This is a genomic window from Actinoalloteichus sp. AHMU CJ021 (genome assembly GCF_002895405.1).
In the GTDB taxonomy this organism is placed as follows: domain Bacteria; phylum Actinomycetota; class Actinomycetes; order Mycobacteriales; family Pseudonocardiaceae; genus Actinoalloteichus_B; species Actinoalloteichus_B caeruleus.
Genome location: NZ_CP025990.1, coordinates 1,029,212 through 1,054,929, shown reverse-complemented (window position 1 = coordinate 1,054,929; position 25,718 = coordinate 1,029,212). Strand labels below are relative to the sequence as shown.

Annotated in this window: 17 protein-coding genes and 3 rRNA genes; 19 read left to right on the top strand and 1 reads right to left on the bottom strand. The window is 70.4% G+C overall.

All coding sequences use genetic code 11. From position 1 onward, the window contains the following. Positions 1 to 655: 655 nt before the first annotated feature. From C1701_RS04020 to C1701_RS03955, 13 genes are all read left to right on the top strand, one after another. Positions 656 to 2,170, top strand: a 16S ribosomal RNA gene (locus tag C1701_RS04020). A gap of 372 nt (positions 2,171 to 2,542) precedes the next feature. Then, positions 2,543 to 5,664 (top strand): 23S ribosomal RNA (locus C1701_RS04015). Positions 5,665 to 5,753: 89 nt separating this feature from the next. Continuing rightward, positions 5,754 to 5,870, top strand: a 5S ribosomal RNA gene (rrf, locus tag C1701_RS04010). The 16S, 23S and 5S rRNA genes sit together here, the layout of an rRNA operon. 1,646 nt (positions 5,871 to 7,516) lie before the next feature. Then, a complete protein-coding gene (locus C1701_RS27105; protein ID WP_211237530.1) occupies positions 7,517 to 8,542 on the top strand; it encodes a tetratricopeptide repeat protein in 1,026 nt (341 codons plus the stop codon). Then, positions 8,542 to 9,639 (top strand): HAD-IIA family hydrolase, encoded by a 1,098-nt coding sequence (locus C1701_RS03995; protein WP_026418987.1) that lies wholly within the window; start codon positions 8,542 to 8,544, stop codon positions 9,637 to 9,639. The genes C1701_RS27105 and C1701_RS03995 overlap by 1 nt, the downstream gene beginning before the upstream one ends. 155 nt (positions 9,640 to 9,794) lie before the next feature. Continuing rightward, complete coding sequence (locus tag C1701_RS03990) at positions 9,795 to 9,986, top strand: hypothetical protein (RefSeq protein WP_035274753.1); 192 nt, start codon at positions 9,795 to 9,797, stop codon at positions 9,984 to 9,986. Between the two features lie 9 nt (positions 9,987 to 9,995). Beyond that, positions 9,996 to 10,892, top strand: a complete 897-nt coding sequence (locus C1701_RS03985; protein WP_026418986.1) for a TlyA family RNA methyltransferase — start codon at positions 9,996 to 9,998, stop codon at positions 10,890 to 10,892. After that, complete coding sequence (locus C1701_RS03980; protein ID WP_026418985.1) at positions 10,889 to 11,785, top strand: NAD kinase; 897 nt, start codon at positions 10,889 to 10,891, stop codon at positions 11,783 to 11,785. Before C1701_RS03985 ends, C1701_RS03980 begins: the two co-directional genes overlap by 4 nt. A 413-nt stretch (positions 11,786 to 12,198) precedes the next feature. Further along, complete coding sequence (gene recN / locus C1701_RS03975) at positions 12,199 to 13,959, top strand: DNA repair protein RecN (RefSeq protein ID WP_030105818.1); 1,761 nt, start codon at positions 12,199 to 12,201, stop codon at positions 13,957 to 13,959. A 73-nt stretch (positions 13,960 to 14,032) separates the two neighbouring features. Continuing rightward, positions 14,033 to 15,217: a putative cytokinetic ring protein SteA gene (gene steA / locus C1701_RS03970; protein ID WP_026418983.1), complete on the top strand. Its 1,185-nt coding sequence runs from the start codon at positions 14,033 to 14,035 to the stop codon at positions 15,215 to 15,217. After that, positions 15,214 to 16,173: a copper transporter gene (locus C1701_RS03965; RefSeq protein WP_103055562.1), complete on the top strand. Its 960-nt coding sequence runs from the start codon at positions 15,214 to 15,216 to the stop codon at positions 16,171 to 16,173. Before steA ends, C1701_RS03965 begins: the two co-directional genes overlap by 4 nt. Before the next feature lie 165 nt (positions 16,174 to 16,338). Then, positions 16,339 to 18,042 carry a CTP synthase gene (locus tag C1701_RS03960; protein WP_026418981.1) on the top strand — a complete coding sequence of 568 codons (1,704 nt, stop codon included), beginning with the start codon at positions 16,339 to 16,341 and terminating at the stop codon, positions 18,040 to 18,042. Between the two features lie 2 nt (positions 18,043 to 18,044). Next, positions 18,045 to 18,701, top strand: coding sequence for an NUDIX domain-containing protein (locus C1701_RS03955; RefSeq protein ID WP_248784494.1), 657 nt, complete (start codon positions 18,045 to 18,047; stop codon positions 18,699 to 18,701). 60 nt (positions 18,702 to 18,761) lie between these two features. Here the strand turns inward: C1701_RS03955 and C1701_RS03950 are convergent, their stop codons facing one another. Next, positions 18,762 to 19,265, bottom strand: coding sequence for a DUF1707 domain-containing protein (locus tag C1701_RS03950; RefSeq protein ID WP_337662130.1), 504 nt, complete (start codon positions 19,263 to 19,265; stop codon positions 18,762 to 18,764). 145 nt (positions 19,266 to 19,410) lie between these two features. On the opposite strand from C1701_RS03950, the gene ald reads away from it, so the two are divergent. The 6 genes from ald to C1701_RS03920 all read left to right on the top strand — a co-directional run bounded on the left by ald (position 19,411) and on the right by C1701_RS03920 (position 25,534). After that, positions 19,411 to 20,526: an alanine dehydrogenase gene (gene ald / locus C1701_RS03945; RefSeq protein WP_026418978.1), complete on the top strand. Its 1,116-nt coding sequence runs from the start codon at positions 19,411 to 19,413 to the stop codon at positions 20,524 to 20,526. After that, positions 20,523 to 21,590 (top strand): site-specific tyrosine recombinase XerD, encoded by a 1,068-nt coding sequence (locus C1701_RS03940; protein WP_103055561.1) that lies wholly within the window; start codon positions 20,523 to 20,525, stop codon positions 21,588 to 21,590. Before ald ends, C1701_RS03940 begins: the two co-directional genes overlap by 4 nt. A gap of 375 nt (positions 21,591 to 21,965) precedes the next feature. Continuing rightward, positions 21,966 to 22,850, top strand: a complete 885-nt coding sequence (locus C1701_RS03935) for a ParA family protein (protein WP_245588818.1) — start codon at positions 21,966 to 21,968, stop codon at positions 22,848 to 22,850. A gap of 365 nt (positions 22,851 to 23,215) precedes the next feature. Further along, a complete protein-coding gene (locus tag C1701_RS03930) occupies positions 23,216 to 24,058 on the top strand; it encodes a segregation and condensation protein A (protein WP_418153766.1) in 843 nt (280 codons plus the stop codon). After that, positions 24,058 to 24,726: an SMC-Scp complex subunit ScpB gene (scpB, locus tag C1701_RS03925; RefSeq protein WP_443098143.1), complete on the top strand. Its 669-nt coding sequence runs from the start codon at positions 24,058 to 24,060 to the stop codon at positions 24,724 to 24,726. Before C1701_RS03930 ends, scpB begins: the two co-directional genes overlap by 1 nt. Then, the gene (locus C1701_RS03920) at positions 24,716 to 25,534 is read left to right on the top strand and encodes a pseudouridine synthase (RefSeq protein ID WP_337662129.1); all 819 of its coding nucleotides are present in this window, start codon (positions 24,716 to 24,718) and stop codon (positions 25,532 to 25,534) included. Before scpB ends, C1701_RS03920 begins: the two co-directional genes overlap by 11 nt. The last annotated feature ends 184 nt before the right edge of the window (positions 25,535 to 25,718 follow it).

Sequence of the window (25,718 nt, the reverse complement as noted above, 5' to 3'; positions counted from 1 at the left end):
GAACCACACATTGACAACACAGTTCCACGATATTCGGAAACGGTCGTGACCAGGCCAAACCCGGTGAACACCGGATTTGACACCAGGAAACACCGACCGATACGGTGGAACGGCCAGACCGGAAAGAAACACCGGTCCACCGGAAACGGTGCACGGTTCACCACGGTGACACCGACACCCCCCCCGGGAAACACCGGAAACACGGTCTGGTAGCGTTGACAACACAACACGACGGAAACAGCGACGGCCTTCCCGGAAGGGTGGTCAACGGTGATTCCGGTTCCGCTGAGAAAACGGCGGTTTCCACGGAAACCCCGGATTTGACCCGGTGGAAACGGAAATGCTAAGCTGGTTCCAGCGAAAAACGGGAACTCCCTGAAACACCGGATGGGACATCACGGGAACGTGGTGGTGGGGGTTACCGGACACAAGCTTCAGATACGAGAAGAGTGCGTCCCAGGACGACGGGCCCACGATGTGGGTGTGGGGTTCTGGTGTGGCGTGTGTTCTTTGAGAACTCAACAGTGTACCGATATAATAGCCAGTAGAGCTAAATATGAACCCTCGTTAGAGGAGTTCCTTTGAGTGACGGTGGCATTCCCTGCCCTCCGGGGTGGGTGTGAGTGTCATGCGTCGAATGTAACAGAATCAAACCTTTATGGAGAGTTTGATCCTGGCTCAGGACGAACGCTGGCGGCGTGCTTAACACATGCAAGTCGAGCGGTAAGGCCCTTCGGGGTACACGAGCGGCGAACGGGTGAGTAACACGTGGGCAACCTGCCCTGCACTCTGGGATAACCTCGGGAAACCGGGGCTAATACCGGATACGACCTTCCCCCGCATGGGGGTGGGTGGAAAGTTCCGGCGGTGCAGGATGGGCCCGCGGCCTATCAGCTTGTTGGTGGGGTAATGGCCTACCAAGGCGACGACGGGTAGCCGGCCTGAGAGGGCGACCGGCCACACTGGGACTGAGATACGGCCCAGACTCCTACGGGAGGCAGCAGTGGGGAATATTGCGCAATGGGCGAAAGCCTGACGCAGCGACGCCGCGTGAGGGATGACGGCCTTCGGGTTGTAAACCTCTTTCAGCGCCGAAGAAGCGAAAGTGACGGTAGGCGCAGAAGAAGCACCGGCTAACTACGTGCCAGCAGCCGCGGTAATACGTAGGGTGCGAGCGTTGTCCGGAATTATTGGGCGTAAAGAGCTCGTAGGCGGTTTGTCGCGTCGACTGTGAAAACCTACAGCTTAACTGTGGGCGTGCAGTCGATACGGGCAGACTTGAGTTCGGTAGGGGAGACTGGAATTCCTGGTGTAGCGGTGGAATGCGCAGATATCAGGAGGAACACCGGTGGCGAAGGCGGGTCTCTGGGCCGATACTGACGCTGAGGAGCGAAAGCGTGGGGAGCGAACAGGATTAGATACCCTGGTAGTCCACGCCGTAAACGGTGGGCGCTAGGTGTGGGGGATTTCCACGTCCTCCGTGCCGTAGCTAACGCATTAAGCGCCCCGCCTGGGGAGTACGGCCGCAAGGCTAAAACTCAAAGGAATTGACGGGGGCCCGCACAAGCGGCGGAGCATGTGGATTAATTCGATGCAACGCGAAGAACCTTACCTGGGTTTGACATGCACTGGATCGCCTCAGAGATGGGGTTTCCGTAAGGTCAGTGTGCAGGTGGTGCATGGCTGTCGTCAGCTCGTGTCGTGAGATGTTGGGTTAAGTCCCGCAACGAGCGCAACCCTTGTTCCATGTTGCCAGCACGTAATGGTGGGGACTCATGGGAGACTGCCGGGGTCAACTCGGAGGAAGGTGGGGATGAGGTCAAGTCATCATGCCCCTTATGTCCAGGGCTTCACACATGCTACAATGGCCGGTACAGAGGGCTGCGAAATCGCAAGGTGGAGCGAATCTCTTAAAGCCGGTCTCAGTTCGGATCGGGGTCTGCAACTCGACCCCGTGAAGTCGGAGTCGCTAGTAATCGCAGATCAGCAACGCTGCGGTGAATACGTTCCCGGGCCTTGTACACACCGCCCGTCACGTCATGAAAGTCGGTAACACCCGAAGCCCGTGGCCCAACCCTTGTGGGGGGAGCGGTCGAAGGTGGGACTGGCGATTGGGACGAAGTCGTAACAAGGTAGCCGTACCGGAAGGTGCGGCTGGATCACCTCCTTTCTAAGGAGCATGTATCCCACTGCTTCGGTGGTGGGGTGGTCACTGTCTCAGGCGTGTGTTCTGGGGGTGACTGCTCAGTGGAATTGTGGACTGCTGGTTACCCGCATGGCTGTTCTGCTGTGTGGTGGTGAGTACGGCTCCTGCTTTCGGGTGGGGGTGGGGAAAGCTGCTGTGTGGTGGGGTGGTGGTGTGGTCGGTGCACTGTTGGGTCCTGAGGGAACACGCGTGGTGCGTGGGTCTTCTGGTGGTGCTGTCCCCGAGTGCCATACCGTCTGGCGTGCCCCTGGTGGGTGTGCGGGGTTGGTGGTGCTGGTGTGGGGGTGGTGGCCGGTTGTTCTTTGAGAATTACACAGTGGATGCGAGCATCTTTGTGGTCAAGTAAGTAAGGGCACATGGTGGATGCCTGGGCATCAGGAGCCGATGAAGGACGTGGGAGGCCGCGATAGGCCTCGGGGAGCTGTCAACCAAGCTGTGATCCGAGGATTTCCGAATGGGGAAACCCGGCCAGAGTCATGTCTGGTCACCTACACCTGAATATATAGGGTGTGTGGAGGGAACGCGGGGAAGTGAAACATCTCAGTACCCGTAGGAAGAGAAAACAACCGTGATTCCGTGAGTAGTGGCGAGCGAAAGCGGATGAGGCTAAACCGTGTACGTGTGATACCTGGCAGGGGTTGCGTATGCGGGGTTGTGGGACCCACCGGTCGAGGCTGCCATCTCGGCGAGGAGTCAGAAAACATGGTGTTAGCGGAAGACGTCTGGAAAGCGTCAGCGTAGAGGGTGATACTCCCGTACGTGAAAGCACTGTGTCTCCTGGAGGGGATCCCAAGTAGCAGCGAGCTCGTGGAATTTGCTGTGAATCTGGCGGGACCACCCGCTAAGCCTAAATACTCCCTGATGACCGATAGCGGACTAGTACCGTGAGGGAAAGGTGAAAAGTACCCCGGGAGGGGAGTGAAATAGTACCTGAAACCATGTGCCTACAATCCGTCAGAGCCTCCGTTGTGGGGTGATGGCGTGCCTTTTGAAGAATGAGCCTGCGAGTTAGTGATACGTGGCGAGGTTAACCCGGGTGGGGTAGCCGTAGCGAAAGCGAGTCTGAACAGGGCGTCAGAGTCGCGTGTCCTAGACCCGAAGCGGAGTGATCTACCCATGGCCAGGGTGAAGCGCGGGTAAGACCGCGTGGAGGCCCGAACCCACCAGGGTTGAAAACCTGGGGGATGAGCTGTGGGTAGGGGTGAAAGGCCAATCAAACTCCGTGATAGCTGGTTCTCCCCGAAATGCATTTAGGTGCAGCGTCGTGTGTTTCTCATCCGAGGTAGAGCACTGGATGGCCGATGGGCCCGACAAGGTTACTGACGTCAGCCAAACTCCGAATGCGGGTGTGTGAGAGCGCGGCAGTGAGACTGCGGGGGATAAGCTTCGTAGTCGAGAGGGAAACAGCCCAGAACGCCGGCTAAGGCCCCTAAGTGTGCGCTAAGTGGAAAAGGATGTGGGGTCGCCCAGACAACCAGGAGGTTGGCTTAGAAGCAGCCATCCTTGAAAGAGTGCGTAATAGCTCACTGGTCAAGTGGTCCTGCGCCGATAATGTAGCGGGGCTTAAGCGCACCGCCGAAGCCGTGTCATTCACATGTTGAGCTCCATCTGTCTCCTTTTGGGGGGTGGGTGTAGGTGTGTGGATGGGTAGGGGAGCGTCCTGCACTGGGTGAAGCAGTCGCGTGAGCGGGTGTGGACGGTGTGGGAGTGAGAATGCAGGCATGAGTAGCGAAAGCAGAGTGAGAAACTCTGCCGCCGGATGACCAAGGGTTCCTGGGCCAGGTTATTCCGCCCAGGGTAAGTCGGGACCTAAGGCGAGGCCGACAGGCGTAGTCGATGGACAACGGGTTGATATTCCCGTACCCGTGTGGATGCGTCCCTGGCGAGGCTGGTGATACTAACCGCCCGTGGTGCTGTCCTGCTTTCGGGTGGGGTGGTGGCCATGCGCGGGATCTGAGCTGGTAGTAGCCAAGTGATGGGGTGACGCAGGAGGGTAGCCCCGCCAGTGAGTGGTAGTACTGGTGTAAGCGTGTAGCCAGGAGAGGTAGGCAAATCCGCTTCTCTGTTAATGGTGAGACGTGATGCATAGCCGAATGAGGCGAAGTAGGGTGATCCCATGCTGCCGAGAAAAGCCTCTAGCGAGTGTCTACGCGGCCCGTACCCCAAACCGACACAGGTGGTCAGGTAGAGAATACCAAGGCGATCGGGTGAACTGTGGTTAAGGAACTCGGCAAAATGCCCCCGTAACTTCGGGAGAAGGGGGGCCGTGTGGCGTGAAGCCCTTCGCGGGCTAGCGTTGTGTGGCCGCAGAGACCAGGGAGAAGCGACTGTTTATTAAAAACACAGGTCCGTGCGAAGTCGTAAGACGATGTATACGGACTGACGCCTGCCCGGTGCTGGAACGTTAAGGGGACCGGTTAGTCCTTCGGGGCGAAGCTGAGAACTTAAGCGCCAGTAAACGGCGGTGGTAACTATAACCATCCTAAGGTAGCGAAATTCCTTGTCGGGTAAGTTCCGACCTGCACGAATGGCGTAACGACTTCTCCGCTGTCTCAACCACAGGCCCGGCGAAATTGCACTACGAGTAAAGATGCTCGTTACGCGCGGCAGGACGGAAAGACCCCGGGACCTTTACTATAGCTTGGTATTGGTGCTCGGTTCGGCTTGTGTAGGATAGGTGGGAGACTGGGAAGCGGTCACGCTAGTGGTCGTGGAGTCAATCTTGAAATACCACTCTGGTCGTACTGGGTGTCTAACCTCGGACCATGATCTGGTTCAGGGACAGTGCCTGGTGGGTAGTTTAACTGGGGCGGTTGCCTCCCAAAGGGTAACGGAGGCGCCCAAAGGTTCCCTCAGCCTGGTTGGCAATCAGGTGTTGAGTGTAAGTGCACAAGGGAGCTTGACTGTGAGACTGACGGGTCGAGCAGGGACGAAAGTCGGGACTAGTGATCCGGCACTGGCTGGTGGAAGCGGTGTCGCTCAACGGATAAAAGGTACCCCGGGGATAACAGGCTGATCTTGCCCAAGAGTCCATATCGACGGCATGGTTTGGCACCTCGATGTCGGCTCGTCGCATCCTGGGGCTGGAGTAGGTCCCAAGGGTTGGGCTGTTCGCCCATTAAAGCGGCACGCGAGCTGGGTTTAGAACGTCGTGAGACAGTTCGGTCCCTATCCGCCGCGCGCGTTGGAGACTTGTGGAAGGCTGTCCCTAGTACGAGAGGACCGGGACGGACGAACCTCTGGTGTGCCAGTTGTACCGCCAGGTGCATGGCTGGTTGGCTACGTTCGGAAGGGATAACCGCTGAAAGCATCTAAGCGGGAAGCCTGTTCCAAGATGAGGTCTCCCACCCACTTTGTTGGGGTAAGGCCCCCAGTAGACGACTGGGTTGATAGGCTGGAGATGGAAGCACGGTAACGTGTGGAGTTGACCGGTACTAATAGGCCGAGGGCTTGTCTACGAAGGTGTTACGCATCCACTGTGTGATTCTGGGAGTGCAACTGGCTCCCTGCCCTGGGGTTGGTTGGGGTGGGGTGTTGGTTAGAGTGTTTCGGTGGTGATAGCGAGAGGGAAACGCCCGGTCCCATTCCGAACCCGGAAGCTAAGCCTTTCAGCGCCGATGGTACTGCACCTGTGGGGGTGTGGGAGAGTAGGACGCCGCCGAACTTTCTTTCACCGGTGGGTGGAGGGGAATGTGGTTGAGCACCTGGTGGGTGCTCCCGGTTCTCCTCCACCCACTTTTTTGTGCGCGCTGAGGTGGGTGGGGTCGCCCGGCGCGGGTAGTTACGGTGGACCAAGCCATCGGTGTTCGTCTAGGAGGACAGGTGTCCACGTCAGGGGAAGGCCCCGTCGACCGCGATCGTTCGTCCGGTCCCCGCCACGGCAACGGGGGTGGCGGCCAGGGCCGGCCACGCCGTGAGCGTGGCGAGGGAGGCGACCGGGGGTTCCGCGCGGACCGCTCCCGCGACCGGCGTTCCGGTGGGAACGGCGGGGCCGCTGATCGTTCACGCGACTGGAACGAGCGGAGCTCCCGGGACGGCGAACGTCGTGGCGACCGGGGGCAGCCCCCGCGCGGTGACCGTCGTCGGCCCGGGGAGCAGGGAGGTTCCGGCGGCCAGCGGCCTCGGGACGAGGGTCGCGGGCGGTTCGACCGACGTCCCGCCGGCGAGGGTGACCGGCCGCGCCGGGGCGGCCCGGATGGGCGGCCCTTCCGGAACGACGGGCCTCCTCGCGGTGACCGTCGCTTCGCCGGCGGCGGTGGCGACCGGCGACAGGACCGGGGCGACGACCGGGGATCGCGTGGCTGGGAGCGCGGGGAGTCCCGCGACCGACCGCGTGGTGGGCCCAGGTCGGGTGACCGGAACCAGGGCGGCGGTTTCCGCCGTGACGACTCCAGGGACGACCGCCGGCCCTCCGGCGGGTACGGCGGCGATCGGCCGCGTCGGTCCTTCGGCGACAGGCCGGGTGGGAACCGCCGTGATGACCGCGACGGCGGGTTCCGGGGCGGCGCGGACCGTCGCGGTGGTTTCAGGGACCGCGACCGGGACGCGCGTTCGTCGGACGACCGTCCCCGGCGGCAGGGCCCGCCTGGTGGGCGGGGCGATGACCGGCGGGAGTGGCGGCGCGACGACAACCGGGGTTTCCGGGCTGGGCCGCGCGGCGAGGGCACCCGTGAGCGGGGGGGTTCGGACCGGGGCGACCGGCGGGACTTCCGGCGGGATGACCGCCCCAGGGATCGGAACGGCCGGAGCTCCGCGCGTCCGCAACGGACCTTCGACCGAGGTGACCGCCGCGACGATCGTGACCGCCAGGGCGGCCGGGACTTCCGTGACCGTCGGGATGACCGTGGCGGTCGGGACTTCCGCGACCGCCGCGACGACCGTGGCGGCCGTGGCGGCCGGGACTTCCGTGACCGTCGGGATGACCGGGGCGGTGCGCCAAGGCGGGAACGCCAGAGCGGAGGCGAACGCTGGGACCGCGGTGGCGCCGCCTCGGCCCGCCCGTCGGAATCGCGCTACCGCGACCGCGAGCGTCACCGGGACGACGACCGCAGGGGTCGGGACGACTACCGGGGTTCCGGATCGGGCGCCCCGCGCGGCGATCGGGGCCGGGACGAGCGTCCCCGTCGGGACGACCGGCGTGGCCCGGGCGAGCGCTCGTCCTCCGACCGCCAGTCCGGGTACCGGGCCGAGGGGAGGGACGGCAGGAGCGGGCGACCGGGCGGTGACCGCCCCCATCGCGGGCGGGACGACCGGCGGGACGCCCCGCGACGTCCCCGTGCCGAGGACGGGGCGGAGACCGCCGAGGACGTGGTGACCCAGGACCCGATGCCGGAACTGCCGGACGAGGTGGAGGCCGGTGACCTGGACACCGAGGTGCGGCGCTCGCTGTTGGGGATGCCCAAGGTGATGGCGGATCTCGTCGCCAGGCACCTCGTCGCCACCGGCGCGCTGCTCGACTCCGATCCGGAGCGGGCACTGCTGCACGCCAGGTTCGCCCGCCGGAAGGCGGCCCGGGTGGGTGTGGTGCGCGAGGCGGCCGGGCTGGCCGCCTACCACGCCGGGGAGTGGAACGAGGCGTTGGTGGAGTTGCGCGCGGCCCGCCGGCTGGCCGGAGGTCCCGGGCACGTCGCCGTGATGGCCGACTGCGAACGCGCCCTGGGAAGGCCGGAACGGGCCCTGGACCTGGCGCGGACCCCGGAGGCCCGGCAGCTGCCGGCGGACCAGGCGGTGGAACTCCGGATCGTCGTGGCCGGTGCCCGCCGTGACATGGGCCAGCTCGACGCGGCGGTCGTGGAGTTGCAGGGTGCGGACCTCGACCCGGCGCGGCCCCAGCCGTGGAGCGCTCGGCTCTTCTACGCCTACGCGGACAACCTGCTGGCGGCCGACCGAGGGGAGGAGGCGCTGCGGTGGTTCATCAACGCCGCCCAGGCCGACTCCGAGGACGAGACCGACGCCGACGACCGTGCGGTGGAACTGGCCTCCGAACTCGGCCGGACGATCGAGGGGACTCCCCTGCCGAAGTCCACCTCCCGCGCCGAGCGCCCGGCCGGAGGGACCACCGCCCGGGCACCCGAGCGGTCCGGCCCCGCGAGCGGTTCTCCCTCCGGAGACCGTGCGGCGGGGACGGCGGCGGACGAGCCGGGCACGCCGAGTGCCGAGGACGCCGGCGCCGCCGACACCGGCCGCGAGGAGGCCACCGGAACGGGAGCCGACGGCGGTGTTCCTCCCGGCGGGTCCGCCTCCCCGTCGCCGGAGGTCCCCTCCGAGGGGAACCTGGACGGACGGGACCACGCGGGAGAGGCTGAGACCGAGCACCGGCCGAACCAGGAGGACTGATGACGGAAGCGGGCGACCCCGGTCCCGACTACCTCGACCGGTACGACGCGTTGTTGCTCGACCTGGACGGCACCGTCTACCAGGGCAGGGAGGCGGTGCCGGGCGCGGTCGACGCGCTGCGCGCCGCCTCGGCCCGGGGCACCCGCTTCCGGTACGTCACCAACAACGCGGCACGCCCGCCGGAGGCGGTGGCCGAGCACCTCGTGGAGCTGGGCTTCGCGGCGGCCCCCGCTGAGGTGAGCACCAGTGCCCAGGCGGGTGCCTCGGTGCTCGCCGAGCGACTCGCTCCCGGCAGCACGGTGGCGGTGGTGGGTACCGAGGCGTTGCGCGCCGAGGTGTCCGCCGTCGGGCTCCGGCCGGTGCGCGCCGGTGAGCTCGACGATCCGGGCTCGGCCGTGGCCGTCGTGCAGGGGCACTCCCCGGAGACGGGGTGGCGGGACCTCGCCGCCGCCTGCCGGGTCATCCGGGGCGGCGGCCTGTGGGTGGCGTGCAACCTGGATCCGACGGTTCCCACCGACGTCGGTCAGCTGCCCGGGAACGGTTCGATGGTCGCCGCGTTGCGCACGGCCACCGGTGCGGAGCCGCTCGTGGCCGGCAAACCGAGGCGGCCGCTGTTCGACCAGGCCGTTCGCGGCGCGGGCTTCCGGCGTCCCCTCGTGGTCGGCGACCGCCTGGACACCGACATCGCCGGTGCTCGCAACGCCGGGCTGGCCTCCCTGCTGGTGCTCAGCGGGGTCTGCACCGGCCGGGATCTGCTCGCCTGCGTGGAGGAGGAACGACCGGACCACGTCGCCTGGGACCTCGCGGCCCTGCACGCGCCGCACGCCCACGGGGCCCTGCCGCGTGGGGAGAGCCCGGTCGACGCGGACGGCCCGGCCGGGGCCTGGGTGGTGGAGAGGTCCGCGGAGCCGGGTGCGGAAGGCCGGTTGGTCGTCCGGCACGCCGGCGGGGCCCACGCGCCGTCGTCGCTCGGGTTGTTGCTGGCGCTGTGCGCGGCCTGGTGGCCGGTCGGGGGGGACCCGGGCGCGGTGGTGGCCGTCGACGACTCCTCGGCGGCCGCGCTGCGGGCGCTCCGCGTCCCCGTGGTCGGGGACTGAGCCGGCCCGAGCTGGTTCGCCGCTGGACCGGGCGGACGGGTGTGCGCCGGGAACCAGCGGTTCCTCCGCGTCGGAGGAGATTCGGTAGCGTTGTCGGGGCCGCCGCCGGTGCGGTGGAACGGTCCGCACCAGAGTGGAGCAGGAGTGCGCTGGGGATGAACTCTGACAGCACGCCCAGCCCGATGCTGTTCGCCGTCGCTCGCCCCGCCGATGTCGTCGGCGGGATCGATGAGGCGATGGCGGGGCTCGCCGACCTCGACGCGCTGCCCCCGGAGGAGCACGTCGCCCGTTTCGACGCGGTGCACGCGGCGCTGGCCGCCGCGCTCGCGGACGTCGACCGACTCTGAGGTGAACCAGTGCCACGACGTGCGAGGTTGGACGCCGAGCTGGTCCGCCGGGGTCTCGCCCGGTCACGTGACCACGCCTCCGAGCTGGTCGCCGCCGGCCGGGTGACGGTGCGCGGCGCGGTGGCGACCAAACCGGCGACCGCGGTGACGGCTGACGCGCCGCTGGTGGTGTCCGAGGCGGCGGATGACCCGGGGTGGGCATCCCGGGGGGCCCACAAGTTGCTCGGCGCGCTCGAGGCATTCGAGGGCGGCGGGCTGGCGGTCGCGGGCCGCCGGTGCCTGGACGCCGGTGCCTCCACGGGCGGGTTCACCGACGTCCTCCTCCGCGCGGGGGCCGGGGAGGTGGTCGCGGTGGACGTCGGCTACGGCCAGCTCGCGTGGCGGCTGCGGACCGACGAACGGGTGACCGTGCTGGACCGGACGAACGTGCGCGGGATCGACGCGGAGACCATCGGTGGTCCCGTCGGTCTCGTCGTCGCGGACCTGTCCTTCATCTCGCTGCGGCTCGTGCTGCCCGCCCTGGCGGCGTGCGCCGCGCCGGGCGCCGACCTGGTGCCGATGGTCAAACCGCAGTTCGAGGTGGGTCGCGAACGGTTGGGGAGCGGTGGTGTCGTCCGCGACCCGGAGTTGCGGGCCGAGGCGGTCCGATCGGTGATCGACGCGGCCCGGCCGCTCGGCCTGCGGGCGCGGGCGGTGACCGCCAGCCCGTTGCCGGGTCCCTCCGGCAACGTCGAGTACTTCGTGTGGTTCACCGCGTCCCCGACCGGGGAGGGGGCGGCGTCGCCGGGTGGTGACGTGCCGGAGTCCGGGGGCGGTGCGGGGCGGGCCGGTGTTCGGGACGACCGGGAGGAGGCGGACCGCGTGCGGGAGCTCGTCTGGGACGCGGTCAGGTCGGGGCCCGCGTGAGCGCGCGTGAGGTCCTGCTGGTGGTGCACACCGGCCGTGAGGACAACCAGCGCACCGCCTTCGAGGTGGCCAGGAGGTTCACCGAGGCGGGCTTCAGGTTGCGGGTGCTGGCAGAGGAGGCCCCTGACCTCGACCACGCCTGGTACCCGAACACGGTGGAGGCGGGGCCCTACGCGGCGGTGGGGACGGAACTCGTCTTCGTGCTGGGCGGGGACGGGACGCTGTTGCGGGCGGCCGAGCTGGCCCGCCCGGCGAGGGTTCCGGTCCTCGGCGTCAACTTCGGTCGGGTGGGTTTCCTCGCCGAGGCGGACTCCGAGCACCTCGCGGAGGCCGTCCAGGCGGTGATCGACGGTGACTACCAGGTCGAGGAGCGGATGACGATCGACGTCAGGGCGACGTGGAACGGCGCCGTCCTGACCGAGACGTGGGCGCTCAACGAGGCCAGCGTGGAGAAGAACAGCCCGGAGCGGGTGATCGACGCCGTGATCGAGGTCGACGGGCGGCCGGTGCTGGCGTTCGGGTGTGACGGGGTGCTGTGCGCGACTCCGACCGGTTCCACCGCCTACGCGTTCTCCGCCGGTGGACCGGTGGTCTGGCCCCAGGTTCCGGCGATGCTGGTCGTGCCGAGCAACGCGCACGCCCTGTTCGCGAAGACGATGGTCGTCGCGAGGGATTCGGTGGTGGCGGTGGAGGTCACCCCGGACAGCCATCCCGCCGTGCTGTGCTGTGATGGTCGTCGCACCGTCGAGCTGCCTCCGGGGTCGCGGGTGGAGGTCGTCGAGGGCGAGTGCCCCATCGGCCTCGTCCGGCTCCGACCGGGCAGGTTCTCCGAACGGCTGATCCGCAAGTTCGACCTGCCCGTGCAGGGCTGGCGCGGGCCGCCCCCGGCATGACCGGGGACCCCCGTCCCGCCGGTGGCAGCACGTCTCCTGGCGTCTTCCTGGGCAGGACGGCGCTGTTGGGGCTGTCCGGACGGGCGAGCAGGCCCGTCTCCCCGCAGCCTGAGCCACCCGTCGAGGCCGGGACCGACCTGGCCGGGGGGCGAGGTCGGCGGGCAGGGGCGGCTGAGGGACGTTCCGACCGCGGCGATGCCGACGCGGAGGAGACCACCGGCCCGCCAGGGCCAGGGCCGGCCACGCCCGACGCGGCGGGCCTGGCCGTTCCGGGGAGTTCCGGTCACCGGGCTGGGAACGGTTCCGCCGGGCACGGGAAGTCGGAGGACGCGTCCGCCGGCGGGGCGTGCGGGGCCCGGGACGAACGCCAATCATCACCCGACGGCGCTAGGGTGCGGTGTGTGCTGGCTGAGATGCGTATCCAGAAACTCGGGGTCATCGACGATGCCACGCTGGAGCTGCACCCCGGCCTGACCGTCGTCACCGGAGAGACAGGAGCCGGGAAGACGATGGTGGTGACGGGGCTGCACCTGCTCAGCGGTGGGCGGGCGGAGGCCTCGCGGGTGCGGGTCGGCGCCGACCGGGCGGTGCTGGAGGGCAGGTTCCTGGCGCCGGCGGGGACCGGGGCCGCCGCCGTGGCCTCGAACGCGGGCGCCGAGCCGGACGAGGACGGTGGCCTGATCGCGCTGCGCACCGTCGGGGCCGACGGCCGTTCGCGGGCGCACCTGGGGGGCCGGTCGGTCCCGGTCGGGGTGTTGGCGCAGCTCGCCGAGCAGACGCTCGCGGTGCACGGGCAGAACGACCAGCTGCGGCTGTTGCGCCCGACCGAGCAGCGGGCCGTGCTCGACCGGTTCGGCGGGGAGGGGATCACCGAACTCCGGGACCGGTACCGGGAGGTGCGTTCCCAGTGGCTGGGCGTCATCGAGGAGCTGACCGAGCGGCGGGAACGGGCACGGGAGTTGGCCAGGGAGGCCGAACTGCTGCGGCACGGCCTGACCGAGATCAACGCGGTCGCTCCCCGGCGTGCCGAGGACGTGGAGCTCCAGCAGGAGGCCAAGCGCCTCGCCGACGTCGACCAGCTCCGCGAGGCGGCGGCCGCCGCGCAGGCGGCGGTGTCCGGGGCCCCGGACGGCGACCCGGACCAACCGGGCGCGTTGGGGCTGCTCGGTGAGGCTCGGCGGCGGCTGGGAGGCGTTGACGACCCCCGGCTGCGGGACTTCGAGCCGAGGGTCTCGGAGGCCCTCGCGTTGCTGGTCGACGTGGGAGCCGAGCTCGGTGGCTACCTCGAGGACCTGGAGGCGGACCCGGACCGGCTCCAGTCGGTGTTGGCTCGCCAGGCGGAGTTGAAGGCGCTCACCCGCAAGTACGCGGCCGATGTGGATGGCGTGCTGGACTGGGCCGAGGAGGCGGAGCGCCGGCTGGCGGAGGTCGACACCTCCGACGACGCGGTGGCCGCGCTGCGGGCCAGGCGGGAGGAACTGGCCGCGCTGCTCGCCGGTCACGCCGGTGAGCTCAGCGCGGCGAGGGCCGAGGCCGCCGGTCGGTTGGCGGAATCCGTGACCGCCGAGCTGGGAGGGCTGGCCATGCCCCACGCCCGGCTGGTGGTGTCGGTGGCGGCTCGGGAGTGCGACGAGGAGGACCCGGCCGCGCTGAACGTGGACGGTCGGTGGAGGCACGCCGGGCCGGACGGGACGGACGACGTGGAGTTGCGGTTGGTGGCCCATGACGGCGCACCGGAACTCCCCGTCCACAAGGGAGCTTCGGGCGGCGAGCTCTCCCGGGTCATGCTGGCGTTGGAGGTCGTGCTCGCCCACGCGGATCCGGTGCCCACGCTCGTCTTCGACGAGGTCGACGCCGGGGTCGGTGGGCGGGCCGCGGTGGAGATCGGTCGTCGGCTCGCGCGGCTCGCGGTCACCCACCAGGTGGTGGTGGTGACGCACCTCGCCCAGGTGGCGGCCTACGCGGACCGCCACGTGGTCGTGGACAAGGGCAGCGGCTCCGGCATCACGCACAGCAGCATCAGGCGGCTGGAACCGGGGGAACGCGTCGTCGAGCTGGCCAGGATGCTGGCGGGCATGGAGTCGACCGAGACGGGGCGCGCGCACGCCGAGGAGTTGTTGGAGGTCGCGGAGCGGGATCGGGAGACGTTCCGGTTGGCCCACACCACGGGGTGAGGCTGGCCAACCACCCGAGGGGCACGCGGCGTGGCTTCACGTCGGACGGTGATCGTTTTGTCACGATCTGTCCATGAGAATCACTGGCCTGCTGAAACGGCGGAAACAGGAGCTGCCGGGAGTGATCGGAACGGCGCGGGTTGGCGGGCCCGAGCCGGAACTCCTGCGTCGGCTGAGCCCTGGGGACGTGGTGGTTCTCGACCACGTCGACCTCGACCGCCGGACGGTGGACCGCATCGTGGCGGCGGACGCGGCCGCCGTGGTCAACGCGGCCCCCTCCATCTCGGGTCGTTTCCCGGTGCTGGGACCGGAGCGGCTGCTGCGGGCGGGGGTGGTCCTGGTCGACGGCGCCGGCCCCGAGGTCCTGCGCGCGGTCCGCGACGGTGCGCGCGTCCGGGTCCACGAGGGGGCGGTCTACGAGGGTGAGCGGGAACTCGCCCGAGGGACGTGCCAGACGGCCGACACGGTGGCTGACCAGCTGGTGGAGGCCAGGACCGGGATGGTCGCCCAGCTGGAGGCGTTCTCCGCCGACGTCGTCGAGTTCCTCCGCCAGGAACGTGCCCTGTTCCTGGAGGGGGTGGGTTTCCCCGAACTCGACCTGGACCTCCACGGCGCGCACGTGCTGGTGGTCGCCGCGAACGGGGACGCGGACGGGCACCTGCGGTCGCTGCGGGGTTACCTGCGCGAGCACCGGCCTCGCCTGGTCGGGGTGGAGGGCGGGGCGGACCTCCTCGCCCGGGCCGGGTACCCGCCCGACCTCATCGTCGGTGATCCCGCCACGATCAGCCAGGACACGCTGCGGTGCGGCGCTCCGGTGGTGGTCCCCGCCCACCACGACGGGTACGCGCCGGCGTTGGACCGCCTCCACGACCTCGGGGTCGAGGCCAGCGGCGTCGCCTCGGGAGCCAACCCGGAGGACCTGGCCCTGCTGCTGGTGGACCACCAGGGCGCCGCGGTGGTGACCACCGTCGGGTTCGGCGGCAGCCTGGAGGAGTTCCTCGACCGGGGGCGGACGGAGTCACGGCCGTCCATGGTGGTCACCCGGCTCAAACTGGGCGCGAAGTACGTGGACGCCCGCACGGTGGCGGCGGTGCACCGGCGGGGCGTTCCCGCCTGGGCCCTGGTGGCGCTGCTGGGGGTGGCGGTGGTGGTGCTGCTCGCGGCTCTGCTGCTCAGCGGGGTCGCCGGGGTGTACCTCGCCGAGCTCGGTGCCGTCGGAGGGGAGGTCCTCTCGTGGTTGGGAGGCGTCGTCGCGTGAGCCCGTCCCGGTACCGGATGCTGACGGCCACCTCGGTCCTGCTCGCCCTCGCCGCTGGCGTCGTGGTGGGAGCCGGTGCCTCGGGGATGAGGGCGTCCGGCGCGCCGTCGTCGGGTGCCGAGCTCGCCGAACGCGTGGCGGAGTTGGAGGCGGAGCGGGCCGAGCTCCGGGAGCGGTTGGGGGGTGCCGAGGAGTTCGGCGCCTCGGTGGGGCCGCTGGTGGTCCGGGACGTGCTGGCCGGGCGCTCGGTGCTCCTGGTGACCACCGGGGACGTCGAGGACGCCGAGGCCTCGTCCGTCGCGGCGCTCGTGGAGGCGGCTGGCGGTCGCGTCGCCGGCGGGGTCGGGATGACCGAGGACCTCGTGGACGGGCGGCGGGCCGACCAGCTGCGTGAGCTGGCCCGGCGGCTGCTCCCCGCCGGCGCCAGCCTGCCGGCCGGGGGTGACCCGGGTTCCCTCGTCGGGGCGCTGCTGGCTTCCCTGCTGGTGGTCGACCCGGTGACCGGCGAACCCCGCTCGGAGGAGGTGGAACGGGAGGTCGCGCTGACCGCGCTCGCGGAGGCGGGCTTCCTGCGGGCGTCGGAGCCGGTGCCTCCCGCTGAGCTGGTGTTGGTCCTCACCGGAGCCGGGGTGGGCACGGCGGCCGGGGACGCGACGGGAGGCACGGTCCGGGAGCGTTCCCAACTGCTGAGGGCGGTGGTCTCCGAGCTGGCCCGCGTCGGGCGGGGAGTGGTCGTGGCGGGGCCGCCCGCCTCCGCGGACGCCGACGGGTTGGTGGGGGTCGTGCGGACGGACGCGGGCACCAGGACCCGGGTGAGCACCGTCGACACCCTCGGAGGTGGCGAGGGCTCGGCGGTGGCCGTGCTGGCGCTGCGGGCCGCGTGGGAGGGCGAGGTGGGCCACTTCGGGGGAGCGGGGAACGCCGGCCGTCGTTCCCCGCTGGCGCCGGGTACCTGAGCCGTCACCAGGCGTGGGGGCGGGTGGGGAACGCGGACGTGCGTGTCGAGGACCCGTTCCGTGAGGTGTTACGGTGAGGTCCCGTGGGTCGACGGTGGTTCGTCCCCCATCAGTCAGGACAATCCGGCCGCTGAGGCCAGACGCACGGGAATCACGGGAGCCTCCTTGGTGCTGCAAGCACGCACGATCAAACACGTGTTCGTCACGGGAGGCGTGGCATCCTCCCTGGGGAAGGGACTGACCGCCTCCAGCCTTGGACAGCTGCTCACGTCGCGCGGGTTGCGGGTGACGATGCAGAAGCTGGACCCCTACCTCAACGTCGATCCCGGAACGATGAACCCGTTCCAACACGGTGAGGTGTTCGTCACCGAGGACGGGGCGGAGACCGACCTCGACATCGGCCACTACGAGCGGTTCCTCGACCGGGACCTCAGCGGCCGCGCCAACGTCACGACCGGTCAGGTGTACTCGAGGGTCATCGCCAAGGAACGGCGTGGCGAGTACCTGGGGGACACCGTCCAGGTCATCCCCCACATCACGGACGAGATCAAGGCCAGGATCACCGCCATGGCCGAGCCGGACGAGCACGGTGTGACGCCGGACGTGGTGATCACGGAGGTCGGTGGCACGGTCGGGGACATCGAGTCGCAGCCGTTCCTGGAGGCCTGCCGGCAGGTCAGGCACGACGTCGGTCGGGACAACTGCTTCTTCCTGCACGTCTCGCTGATCCCCTACCTCGCGCCGTCGGGTGAGCTGAAGACCAAGCCCACCCAGCACTCGGTGGCCGCCCTGCGCAACATCGGCATCCAGCCGGACGCGCTGGTGTGCCGGGCCGACCGGGAGGTGCCCGAGTCCCTCAAGCGCAAGATCGCGCTGATGTGCGACGTCGACACCGACGGTGTCATCGCCACGCCCGACGCGCCGTCGATCTACGACATCCCGAAGGTGCTGCATTCCGAGGGGCTGGACGCCTACGTGGTGCGCCGGTTGGGCCTGCCGTTCCGGGACGTGGACTGGCGGGTGTGGGGTGACCTCCTCGACCGGGTCCACAACCCCGTGGACACGGTGCGGGTCGCCCTCGTCGGCAAGTACGTCGACCTGCCGGACGCCTACCTCTCGGTGACCGAGGCGCTGCGGGCCGGGGGGTTCGCGCACCGCGCGAAGGTCGAGATCCGCTGGGTTCCCTCCGACGAGTGCCAGGACGAGCAGGCCTCGGCGACGGCGTTGGCCGGGGTGGACGCCGTGCTGGTGCCCGGCGGGTTCGGCGTGCGGGGGATCGAGGGCAAGGTGGGGGCGATCGCCCACGCCCGGACGCACGGCATCCCCGTGCTCGGGCTGTGCCTCGGCCTCCAGTGCATGGTCATCGACGTGGCGAGGAACCTCGCCGGCCTGCCCGGCGCGAACTCCGCGGAGTTCGACGAGTCCGGTACCCACCCGGTGATCTCAACGATGGCCGACCAGACCGCGGTGGTGGCCGGTGAGCGGGACATGGGCGGGACGATGCGCTTGGGCGCCTACCCGGCCGCGTTGACCGAGGGGTCCCTGGTGGCCGCCGCCTACGGGTCGACGGAGGCGTCCGAGCGGCACCGGCACCGCTACGAGGTGAACAACGCCTACCGGGACAAGCTGGCCAAGGCCGGTCTCGTCTTCTCCGGCACGTCCCCGGACGGCAGGTTGGTGGAGTTCATCGAGCTGGCCGCCAAGAAGCACCCCTTCTACGTCGGCACGCAGGCCCATCCGGAGCTGAAGAGCCGGCCGACGCGGCCCCACCCGCTCTTCGCGGCGTTCGTGAAGGCGGCGTTGGACTACCGTGCCGCCGAGCGCCTGCCGGTCGAGTTCTCGGACGAGGCGACCACCGCTACGGTGTGATCGTGGCGGATGACCAGGTGACCAGGACCCACGGCACGCACGAGTTCGAGACGCGGGACAGCGTCGACCTCTACGAGGGGGCGGTGCTCGCGCTGCGACGTGACGACGTGGTGATGCCCGGCGGTGGCACCGCCCGCCGTGAGGTCCTGGAACACCCGGGTGCGGTGGCGGTCGTCGCCCTCGACGAGGACGACCGGGTGGTCATGATCCACCAGTACCGGCACCCGATCGGCCGGCGGCTGTGGGAGCTGCCGGCCGGTCTGCTCGACGTCTCCGGTGAGGAGCCCGCCCTGACCGCCGCCCGGGAACTCGCGGAGGAGGTCGGGCTGGCCGCGAGCGAGTGGTCGGTGCTGGTCGACGTCGCGGCCTCGCCCGGGTTCACCGACGAGGTGGTGCGGGTGTACCTCGCGACGGGCCTGTCCGAGGTGGAGCGGCTGAGCGGGACGGGGGACGAGGAAGCTGACCTCGTCCCGCACCGGGTCCCGCTGGCCGAGGCCGTCGAACGGGTGTTCACCGGGGAGGTCGTGAACGCGGCGGCGGTGGCGGGAGTGCTGGCCGCGCACGTGGCGCGCACCGGGGCGGCCGCTGCCCGCCCGGTCGGAGCGCCGTGGCGCGACCGACCCACCCGGTGGGCCGCGCGGGTCGCGAACCGGGGCTGACGGGACGGCCCGGCCGTTCCGCCGTTGGCCCGGCCGGTCCCGCCCGCGGCCGTCCCGGTGTCACTCCCGCAGTCGCCTGCCCTCCCGGTCCCTGCCCCCGTAGGCGAGCAGGATGATGCCGTCGATCCAGCACCACAGCACACCCAGGCCGAACAGCGGCACGGTCACGAGCTGCGCGAGTCCCAGCGCGACCTGACCGGTGTAGATACGGCCGATGCCGAACCCCGGGACGATCTGGAGCACCCCCGCGACGACCTTCGACTTCGGGGAGAACTCCTCCTCGAACCTGGCGGGCGGCGGTGCCGGGTTGAGGACGACCGGGGTCGGGGGCGGAGGTGGCGGGGGAGGGGGCGCGTCGCGCAGCGGTTCCGGCAGGGGGCCGGGCAGGTCCTCGAAGAGCCTGATCAGTTCGCCCCGGGTCTTCGCGGCGGATGCCGAACGCATCCGCTCCTCGTACTCCTCCAGGTCGAGTCGACCGGCGCCGAGGTGATCGCCCAGCGCGGCCACCGCGGCCTCACGCTCCAGGGTGCCGATACGCAGGCTGTCTGGTTTCTTGGTCGCCACCACCTCATAATCCCCCGTCTGGCGTGCTGGTGGGGCACGGGGTGACCGCTTGTCTCCCGACCGTCATCGACGCCCCGCCGATATCCTCGTCGCGCCGGGCCCCGTCACCACCCGTGGGTCCGGCCGGGACGTGGGGAGGTGTCGCGTGCGGGTCGGGGTGCCTCGCGAACTGCGGGAGGGGGAACACCGGGTGGCGCTGGCGCCGTCCGGGGTCGTCGAGTTGACCCGGCGGGGCCACCAGGTCCTGGTCGAGTCCGGCGCGGGTGCGGGGTCGGCATTCCCCGACACCGACTACCTCGCCGCCGGCGCCCAGGTCCTCGCCGGGGCCGAGGAGGTGTGGGAGCGCGCGGACCTCGTGTTGAAGGTGAAGGCGCCCGGACCGGCGGAGTACCCGTGGCTGCGCCGGGGGCAGACGCTGTTCGCGTTCCTCCACCTGGCCGCCGAGCCCGACCTGACCTCCGCCCTCGTGGAGGCCGGTACGACCGCCGTCGGCTACGAGACCGTGCGGGCGGCGGATGGTTCCCTGCCGCTGCTCTCACCGATGAGCGAGGTCGCCGGTCGGATGGCCGCGCAGGTCGGCGCCCACTGCCTGGAACGGGCGCAGGGCGGTCGGGGGGTCCTGCTGGGCGGGGTCCGCGGCGTCCCGGCCGGGAAGGTCGCGATCCTGGGTGGCGGGGTGGTGGGCACGAACGCCGCGCTCATCGCGCTCGGCCTCCAGGCGGAGGTGATGGTGCTGGACTCCGACCCGGCCCGGTTGCGCTACCTCGACCTGGTGCACCGTGGGCGGTTGCGGACCGTCGCCAGCAACGCCTACGAGGTGGAACGGGCCTGCCTGTGGGCGGACCTCGTCATCGGTTCCGCGTTGGTCCCCGGCGCGCCCACCCCGCGACTGGTGGGCGCGGACCTCGTGGAGCGGATGCGACCGGGGTCGGTGCTCGTCGACGTCTCGATCGACCAGGGCGGCTGCTTCGAGCAGTCCCGTCCCACCACGCACGCCCAGCCGACCTTCCGCGCAGCGGACTCGGTCTTCTACTGCGTCCCCAACATCCCCAGCGCGGTGCCGCACACCTCGACCTGGGCGTTGACGAACGCGACCCTGCCGTACGTGGCGGCCCTGGCCGACCGGGGCGCGGCGGAGGCGGCGCGTTCGACCCCCGCCCTGGCGGCGGGTCTGCAGGTGCTGGCGGGGACGCTGCTGCGCCCGGAGGTCGGGCGGGCCCACGGGATCCCGCACGGTTCCGGCGAGGAGGTGCTGGGATGAGCCCCGAACGGACGGGCGGGTCGGGAGGCGGGACCACCCTGCCCCCGGGCGGCGGGGTGACCGGATCCGACGAGGACGCGGCGGCGCCGAGCCAGGGGCGGGGGTGGCCCTCGCGGACGGCGGAGGAGGCGCCCGAGGTCGCCGATGTCCTCCTGGCGGCGGCGCGCACCTACCTCGACCACCTGGTGGTCGAGCGCGGCTTCGCCGAGAACACGATCGTCTCCTACCGGCGGGACCTGCGTCGCTACCTCTCGTGGCTCGCCTCGGCGGGGGTGCGGGTCCTCGACGAGGTCGGGGAGGGGGAGGTCAGCGGTTTCCTCGCCAAGCTGCGTGAGCCCAGCGGCGGCGAGCCCGGGCTCGCGGTGACCTCGGCCGCGAGGACGCTGGTGGCGGTGCGCGGGTTCCACCGCTTCTGCCACGAGGAGGGCCTCGCCCCGCTCGATCCCGCCCGTGGGGTGTCCCCGCCGAACACGCCCCGGCGGTTGCCGAAGGCGCTTCCGGTGGACACCGTGCTGAGCCTGGTGGCGGCGGCGGGTGACGAGCACAGCCCGCGCGGCCTGCGGGACCGGGCGCTGGTGGAGCTGCTGTACTCGACGGGCGCGCGGATCTCGGAGGCGGTGGGACTCGACCTCGACGACGTGGACGTGGCGGAGCGGGTCGTCGTGCTGCGGGGCAAGGGGGGGCGGGAGCGTGTCGTGCCGGTGGGCCGTCCCGCCCTGGCCGCGGTGGAGGCCTACCGGGTGCGGGGCCGCCCTGACCTGGCCTCCCGAGGCGGGGGAGGGCCGGCCGTGTTCCTCAACGCGCGGGGCGGTCGGTTGTCCCGGCAGAGCGGGTGGCAGGTGCTGCGGGACACGGCGGACCGCGCCGGCGTCGGTGCGGACCTGTCGCCGCACACGCTGCGGCATTCCTTCGCCACCCACCTCATGCTGGCCGGGGCCGACGTGCGGGTGGTGCAGGAGCTGTTGGGGCACGCCTCGGTGACCACGACGCAGATCTACACGCGGGTCACCGTGAACTCGCTGCGCGAGGTGTACGCGCTGGCCCACCCCCGGGCGTTGGGCTGAGCGGTTCGGCGGTCCGGGTGGCCCGCCCCGCGCGCCTGGCCCCGGCGGTCCCGCTGACCGGGGACGGCGAGGCACGGGCGGTCGTGTCCGGGACCAGCCGAGTGATCGCCAGGTGTGATCGGTACCGCGTTTTCCACCCGGTCTGGCTACTGTCTGTCGTTGTCGCCACCCGAGTATGTTGATGTCGGTGCCCGACTCGGCCTGGGGCGTCCGGTCCGGCCAGGACCGGTGGTACGGCGAGGCGCGTTGCCGCTGCTTCGGGCTGCCCATAGGCTGCGCCTGGTCACGACCGTGGACACGAGGAGCTAGGTCACGATGTCGACACCGTCGCCTTCGCCGGTGGGACGGCCACGGGGCGGCAGGGTCGACCTGAGCATGGCGCCCGGCACGGTCGACCCCGGTGAGGACGAGGCCGCGGAGACCCTGGAGGGTGAGATCGGCCCGACCGGTCGTCCCCGCCGGCACGTCCCGGAACCGCCCCTGGTCGACAGCCACGGGCCCGCCACCGTCCTGGCGATCTGCAACCAGAAGGGCGGGGTGGGCAAGACGACGTCGACGATCAACCTCGGCGCCGCGCTCGCCGAGTGCGGCCGCCGGGTGCTGCTCGTGGACTTCGACCCGCAGGGTGCGTTGTCGGTGGGGCTCGGCGTGCAGCCCCACCAGCTGGACACGACGATCTACAACGTGATCATGGAGCGCGCGGTCGGTGTTCGCGACGTGGTCATGAAGACCCCCGCCGAGGGGATGCACCTGTTGCCGAGCAACATCGACCTGTCCGCGGCCGAGGTGCAGTTGGTGGCCGAGGTCGGTCGGGAACAGACCCTGGCGCGAGTGCTGCGGCCGGTGCTCTCCGAGTACGACTACATCCTCGTCGACTGCCAGCCCTCGTTGGGGCTGCTCACCGTGAACGCGCTCGCGGCGGCCGACGGGGTGTTGATCCCCCTCGAGTGCGAGTTCTTCAGCCTGCGGGGCGTCGCGCTGCTCATCGACACCATCGAGAAGGTCCGGGAACGGCTCAACCCGAAGTTGGAGATCACCGGGATCCTCGCCACCATGTTCGACCCGAGGACGCTGCACTCCCGTGAGGTGATGGCCCGGGTGGTGGAGGCCTTCGGGGACATCGTCTTCGACACGGTCATCAACCGCACCGTGCGGTTCCCGGAGACGACGGTGGCCGGTGAGCCGATCACCCGCTGGGCACCCCGTTCGGCGGGCGCCAAGGCGTACCGGGCGTTGGCCCGCGAGGTGATCGCCCGCTGACCCCGGCGTCCCTCCCCACCGCACGGCCCCGCCGGTCGGTGACCGGGCCGGCCGGCTCACGGTCCGCATCGGTACTGCTGGGAGACTGGGGCGAAGTCGGGGTCGGCCGCGAGGGGTGACAGCGTGGGTGCTTGGCGGGAGCCGCCGTTCGGCGGGGGCGGCCGAACCGGGAGGCGACGGGACGGCCCGGCGCGGGGGGTCGCCTCGGCGGTCCTGGGCCCGGCCAAGCCGAGCGGGGAGGGTGCCCGGTGACTGGGGACCCCGGAGCCGTGGCGCCGTCTCCCGGTGCGGTTTCGACGGGGGTTCGGGAGGAGACGCCGCCGGGCGGCGACGCGGCCGGGGACGAGGCGGTGCCGGTGGCGGTGGTGAGCGGAACCGGTGCCGTCGGCGACGGCGACCCCAGGCCCGCGCACCGGTTCACGGTCCGGCTGACCAACTTCGAGGGACCGTTCGACCTGTTGTTGCAGTTGATCTCGCAGCACAGGATGGACGTCACCGAGGTGGCGTTGCACGAGGTGACCGACGAGTTCATCGCGCACATCCGCGCCCTCGGTGACGGGTGGGACCTCGACGAGACCACCGAGTTCCTGGTCATCGCCGCCACGTTGTTGGACCTCAAGGCGGCACGTCTGCTGCCCTCGGCCGAGGTCGAGGACGAGGACGACCTCGCCCTGCTGGAGGCCCGTGACCTGCTCTTCGCCCGCCTGCTCCAGTACCGGGCGTACAAGCAGGTGGCGGCGCTGTTCGCCGAGCTGGAGGCGGGGGCCCTGCGCCGGTACCCGCGGTCGGTGGCCTTGGAGGACCGGTTCGCCGCGCTGCTGCCGGAGGTGATGCTCGGGGTGGACGCGAACCGGTTCGCCGAGCTGGCGGCCGCCGTGTTCCGGCCCAAGCCGCCACCGACGGTGTCACTGGACCACCTGCACGTCGCGAAGGTCTCGGTGCGCGAGCACGCCGCGCTGCTGCGGCTGCGACTCGCCGAACGGGGCAGTGCCAGCTTCTCCGAGCTGGTCGAGGACTGCGAGGCGACGATCGAGGTGGTGGCGCGTTTCCTGGCGTTGCTGGAGTTGTTCCGGGAGGCCGTCGTCCTCTTCGAGCAGCCGGAGCCGTTGGGGGAGCTGGTGGTGCGGTGGGACGGCGGCGACGTCGACGACGCGCGGGCGGCCGCCGAGGCCGACCGGGCCAACCGCGAGGAGGAGGAGTACGGGTGATGCCATCGGAGGAGACGGCCGGGCCGGGTTCCGGCGAGGCACGGCCGGCCGGCGCCCCCGCCGCGGTGGTCGACGTGCCGCCGGGGGGCGGCGGGCCGGCGGAGGACCCCGAGGACCGGCCCGACCTGGGGCGGGAGGCGGACCTGGAGGCGGCCCTGGAGGCACTCCTGCTGGTCGTGGACGTCCCGGCCGGTGAACAGCTGCTCGCCAGCACGCTCGACCAGCCCATCGGTCGGGTGCGGGCCGCCCTGTACCGGTTGGCCAAGCGGTACCGCGAACAGGGCAGCGGGATCGACCTGCGCAGGGTGGGGGAGGGGTGGCGCTTCTACACGCGGGACGTCTTCGCCCCCTACGTGGAGCGCTACCTGCTGGACGGGCAGCGGTCCCGGTTGACCCGGGCCGCCCTGGAGACGCTGGCCGTGATCGCCTACCGGCAGCCGGTGACCAGGTCGCGGGTGGCCGCGGTACGCGGGGTGAACGTGGATGGCGTCATCCGTACCCTGTTGGCTCGGGGGTTGGTCGAGGAGACCGGGACGGACCCGGAGACCGGCGGTCTGCTCTACCGGACCACCGAGCTGTTCCTGGAGCGTCTCGGGCTGTCCTCGTTGTCCCAGCTCCCGCCGATCGCTCCGTTGCTACCCGAGGTGGACTCCATCGATGAGCTCTGACCAGGCACCACGCCGTTCCGACGCGGTCGGGGACGACCGAGGCCGACGCGTCGGCCGGGGGGAACCGGACCCCACCGGCCTGCCCGAGGGCATCCGGCTCCAGAAGGTGCTGTCCAAGGCCGGTATCGCCTCCCGGCGCGCGGCCGAGGACCTGATCGCCCAGGGCAGGGTGACCGTCGACGGGGCGGTCGTCACCGAGATGGGGCGGCGGGTGGACCCCGACACGGTGTCGATCCACGTCGATGGCATGCGGGTCATCGTCCGGGACGACCTCGTGCACCTCGCGCTGAACAAGCCCCGTGGCATGCATTCCACGATGTCCGATGACCGGGGCCGGTCGTGCGTGGGTGACCTGGTGGTCGACCGGCCGGAGCGGCTGTTCCACGTCGGTCGCCTCGACGCCGACACGGAGGGCCTGCTGCTGCTGACCAACGACGGGGAACTGGCGCACCGCCTGATGCACCCGTCCTTCGAGGTCCTCAAGACCTACCGGGCGGAGGTGCAGGGGCCGGTGGCGCGGGACGTCGGGCGCCGACTCCGCGCCGGGGTGGAACTGGAGGACGGCCTGGCGAAGGCGGACTCCTTCCGGGTCGTCGACGCCTACGCGGACCGGGTGATGGTGGAGGTCGTGCTCCACGAGGGCCGCAAGCACATCGTGCGCCGGCTGCTCGCGGAGGTGGGCCACCCGGTGCGCCGCCTGGTGCGCACGGCGATCGGGGAACTCCGCCTCGGTGACCAGCGGCCCGGCACCCTCCGTCGGGTGTCCCGCCGGGAGGTCGGGGAGCTGTACAAGGCCGTGGAACTCTGAGCGCGCCGGTCCCGGCGGCCGCCTGACCTGGAGGCCGTCGGGGCTTGTCGCTCCGCTCACCGTGCGCGGCAGGTGCGGGCCGGCGGAACCGAGGGCGTCGCCGGGGGATCCGGTGCGGGCCACCGGGAGGAGCCGCTGTGTCGGGCTCCTCGGCCGGCGCGCGTCGCGGCTGGGTGGGAGCCGC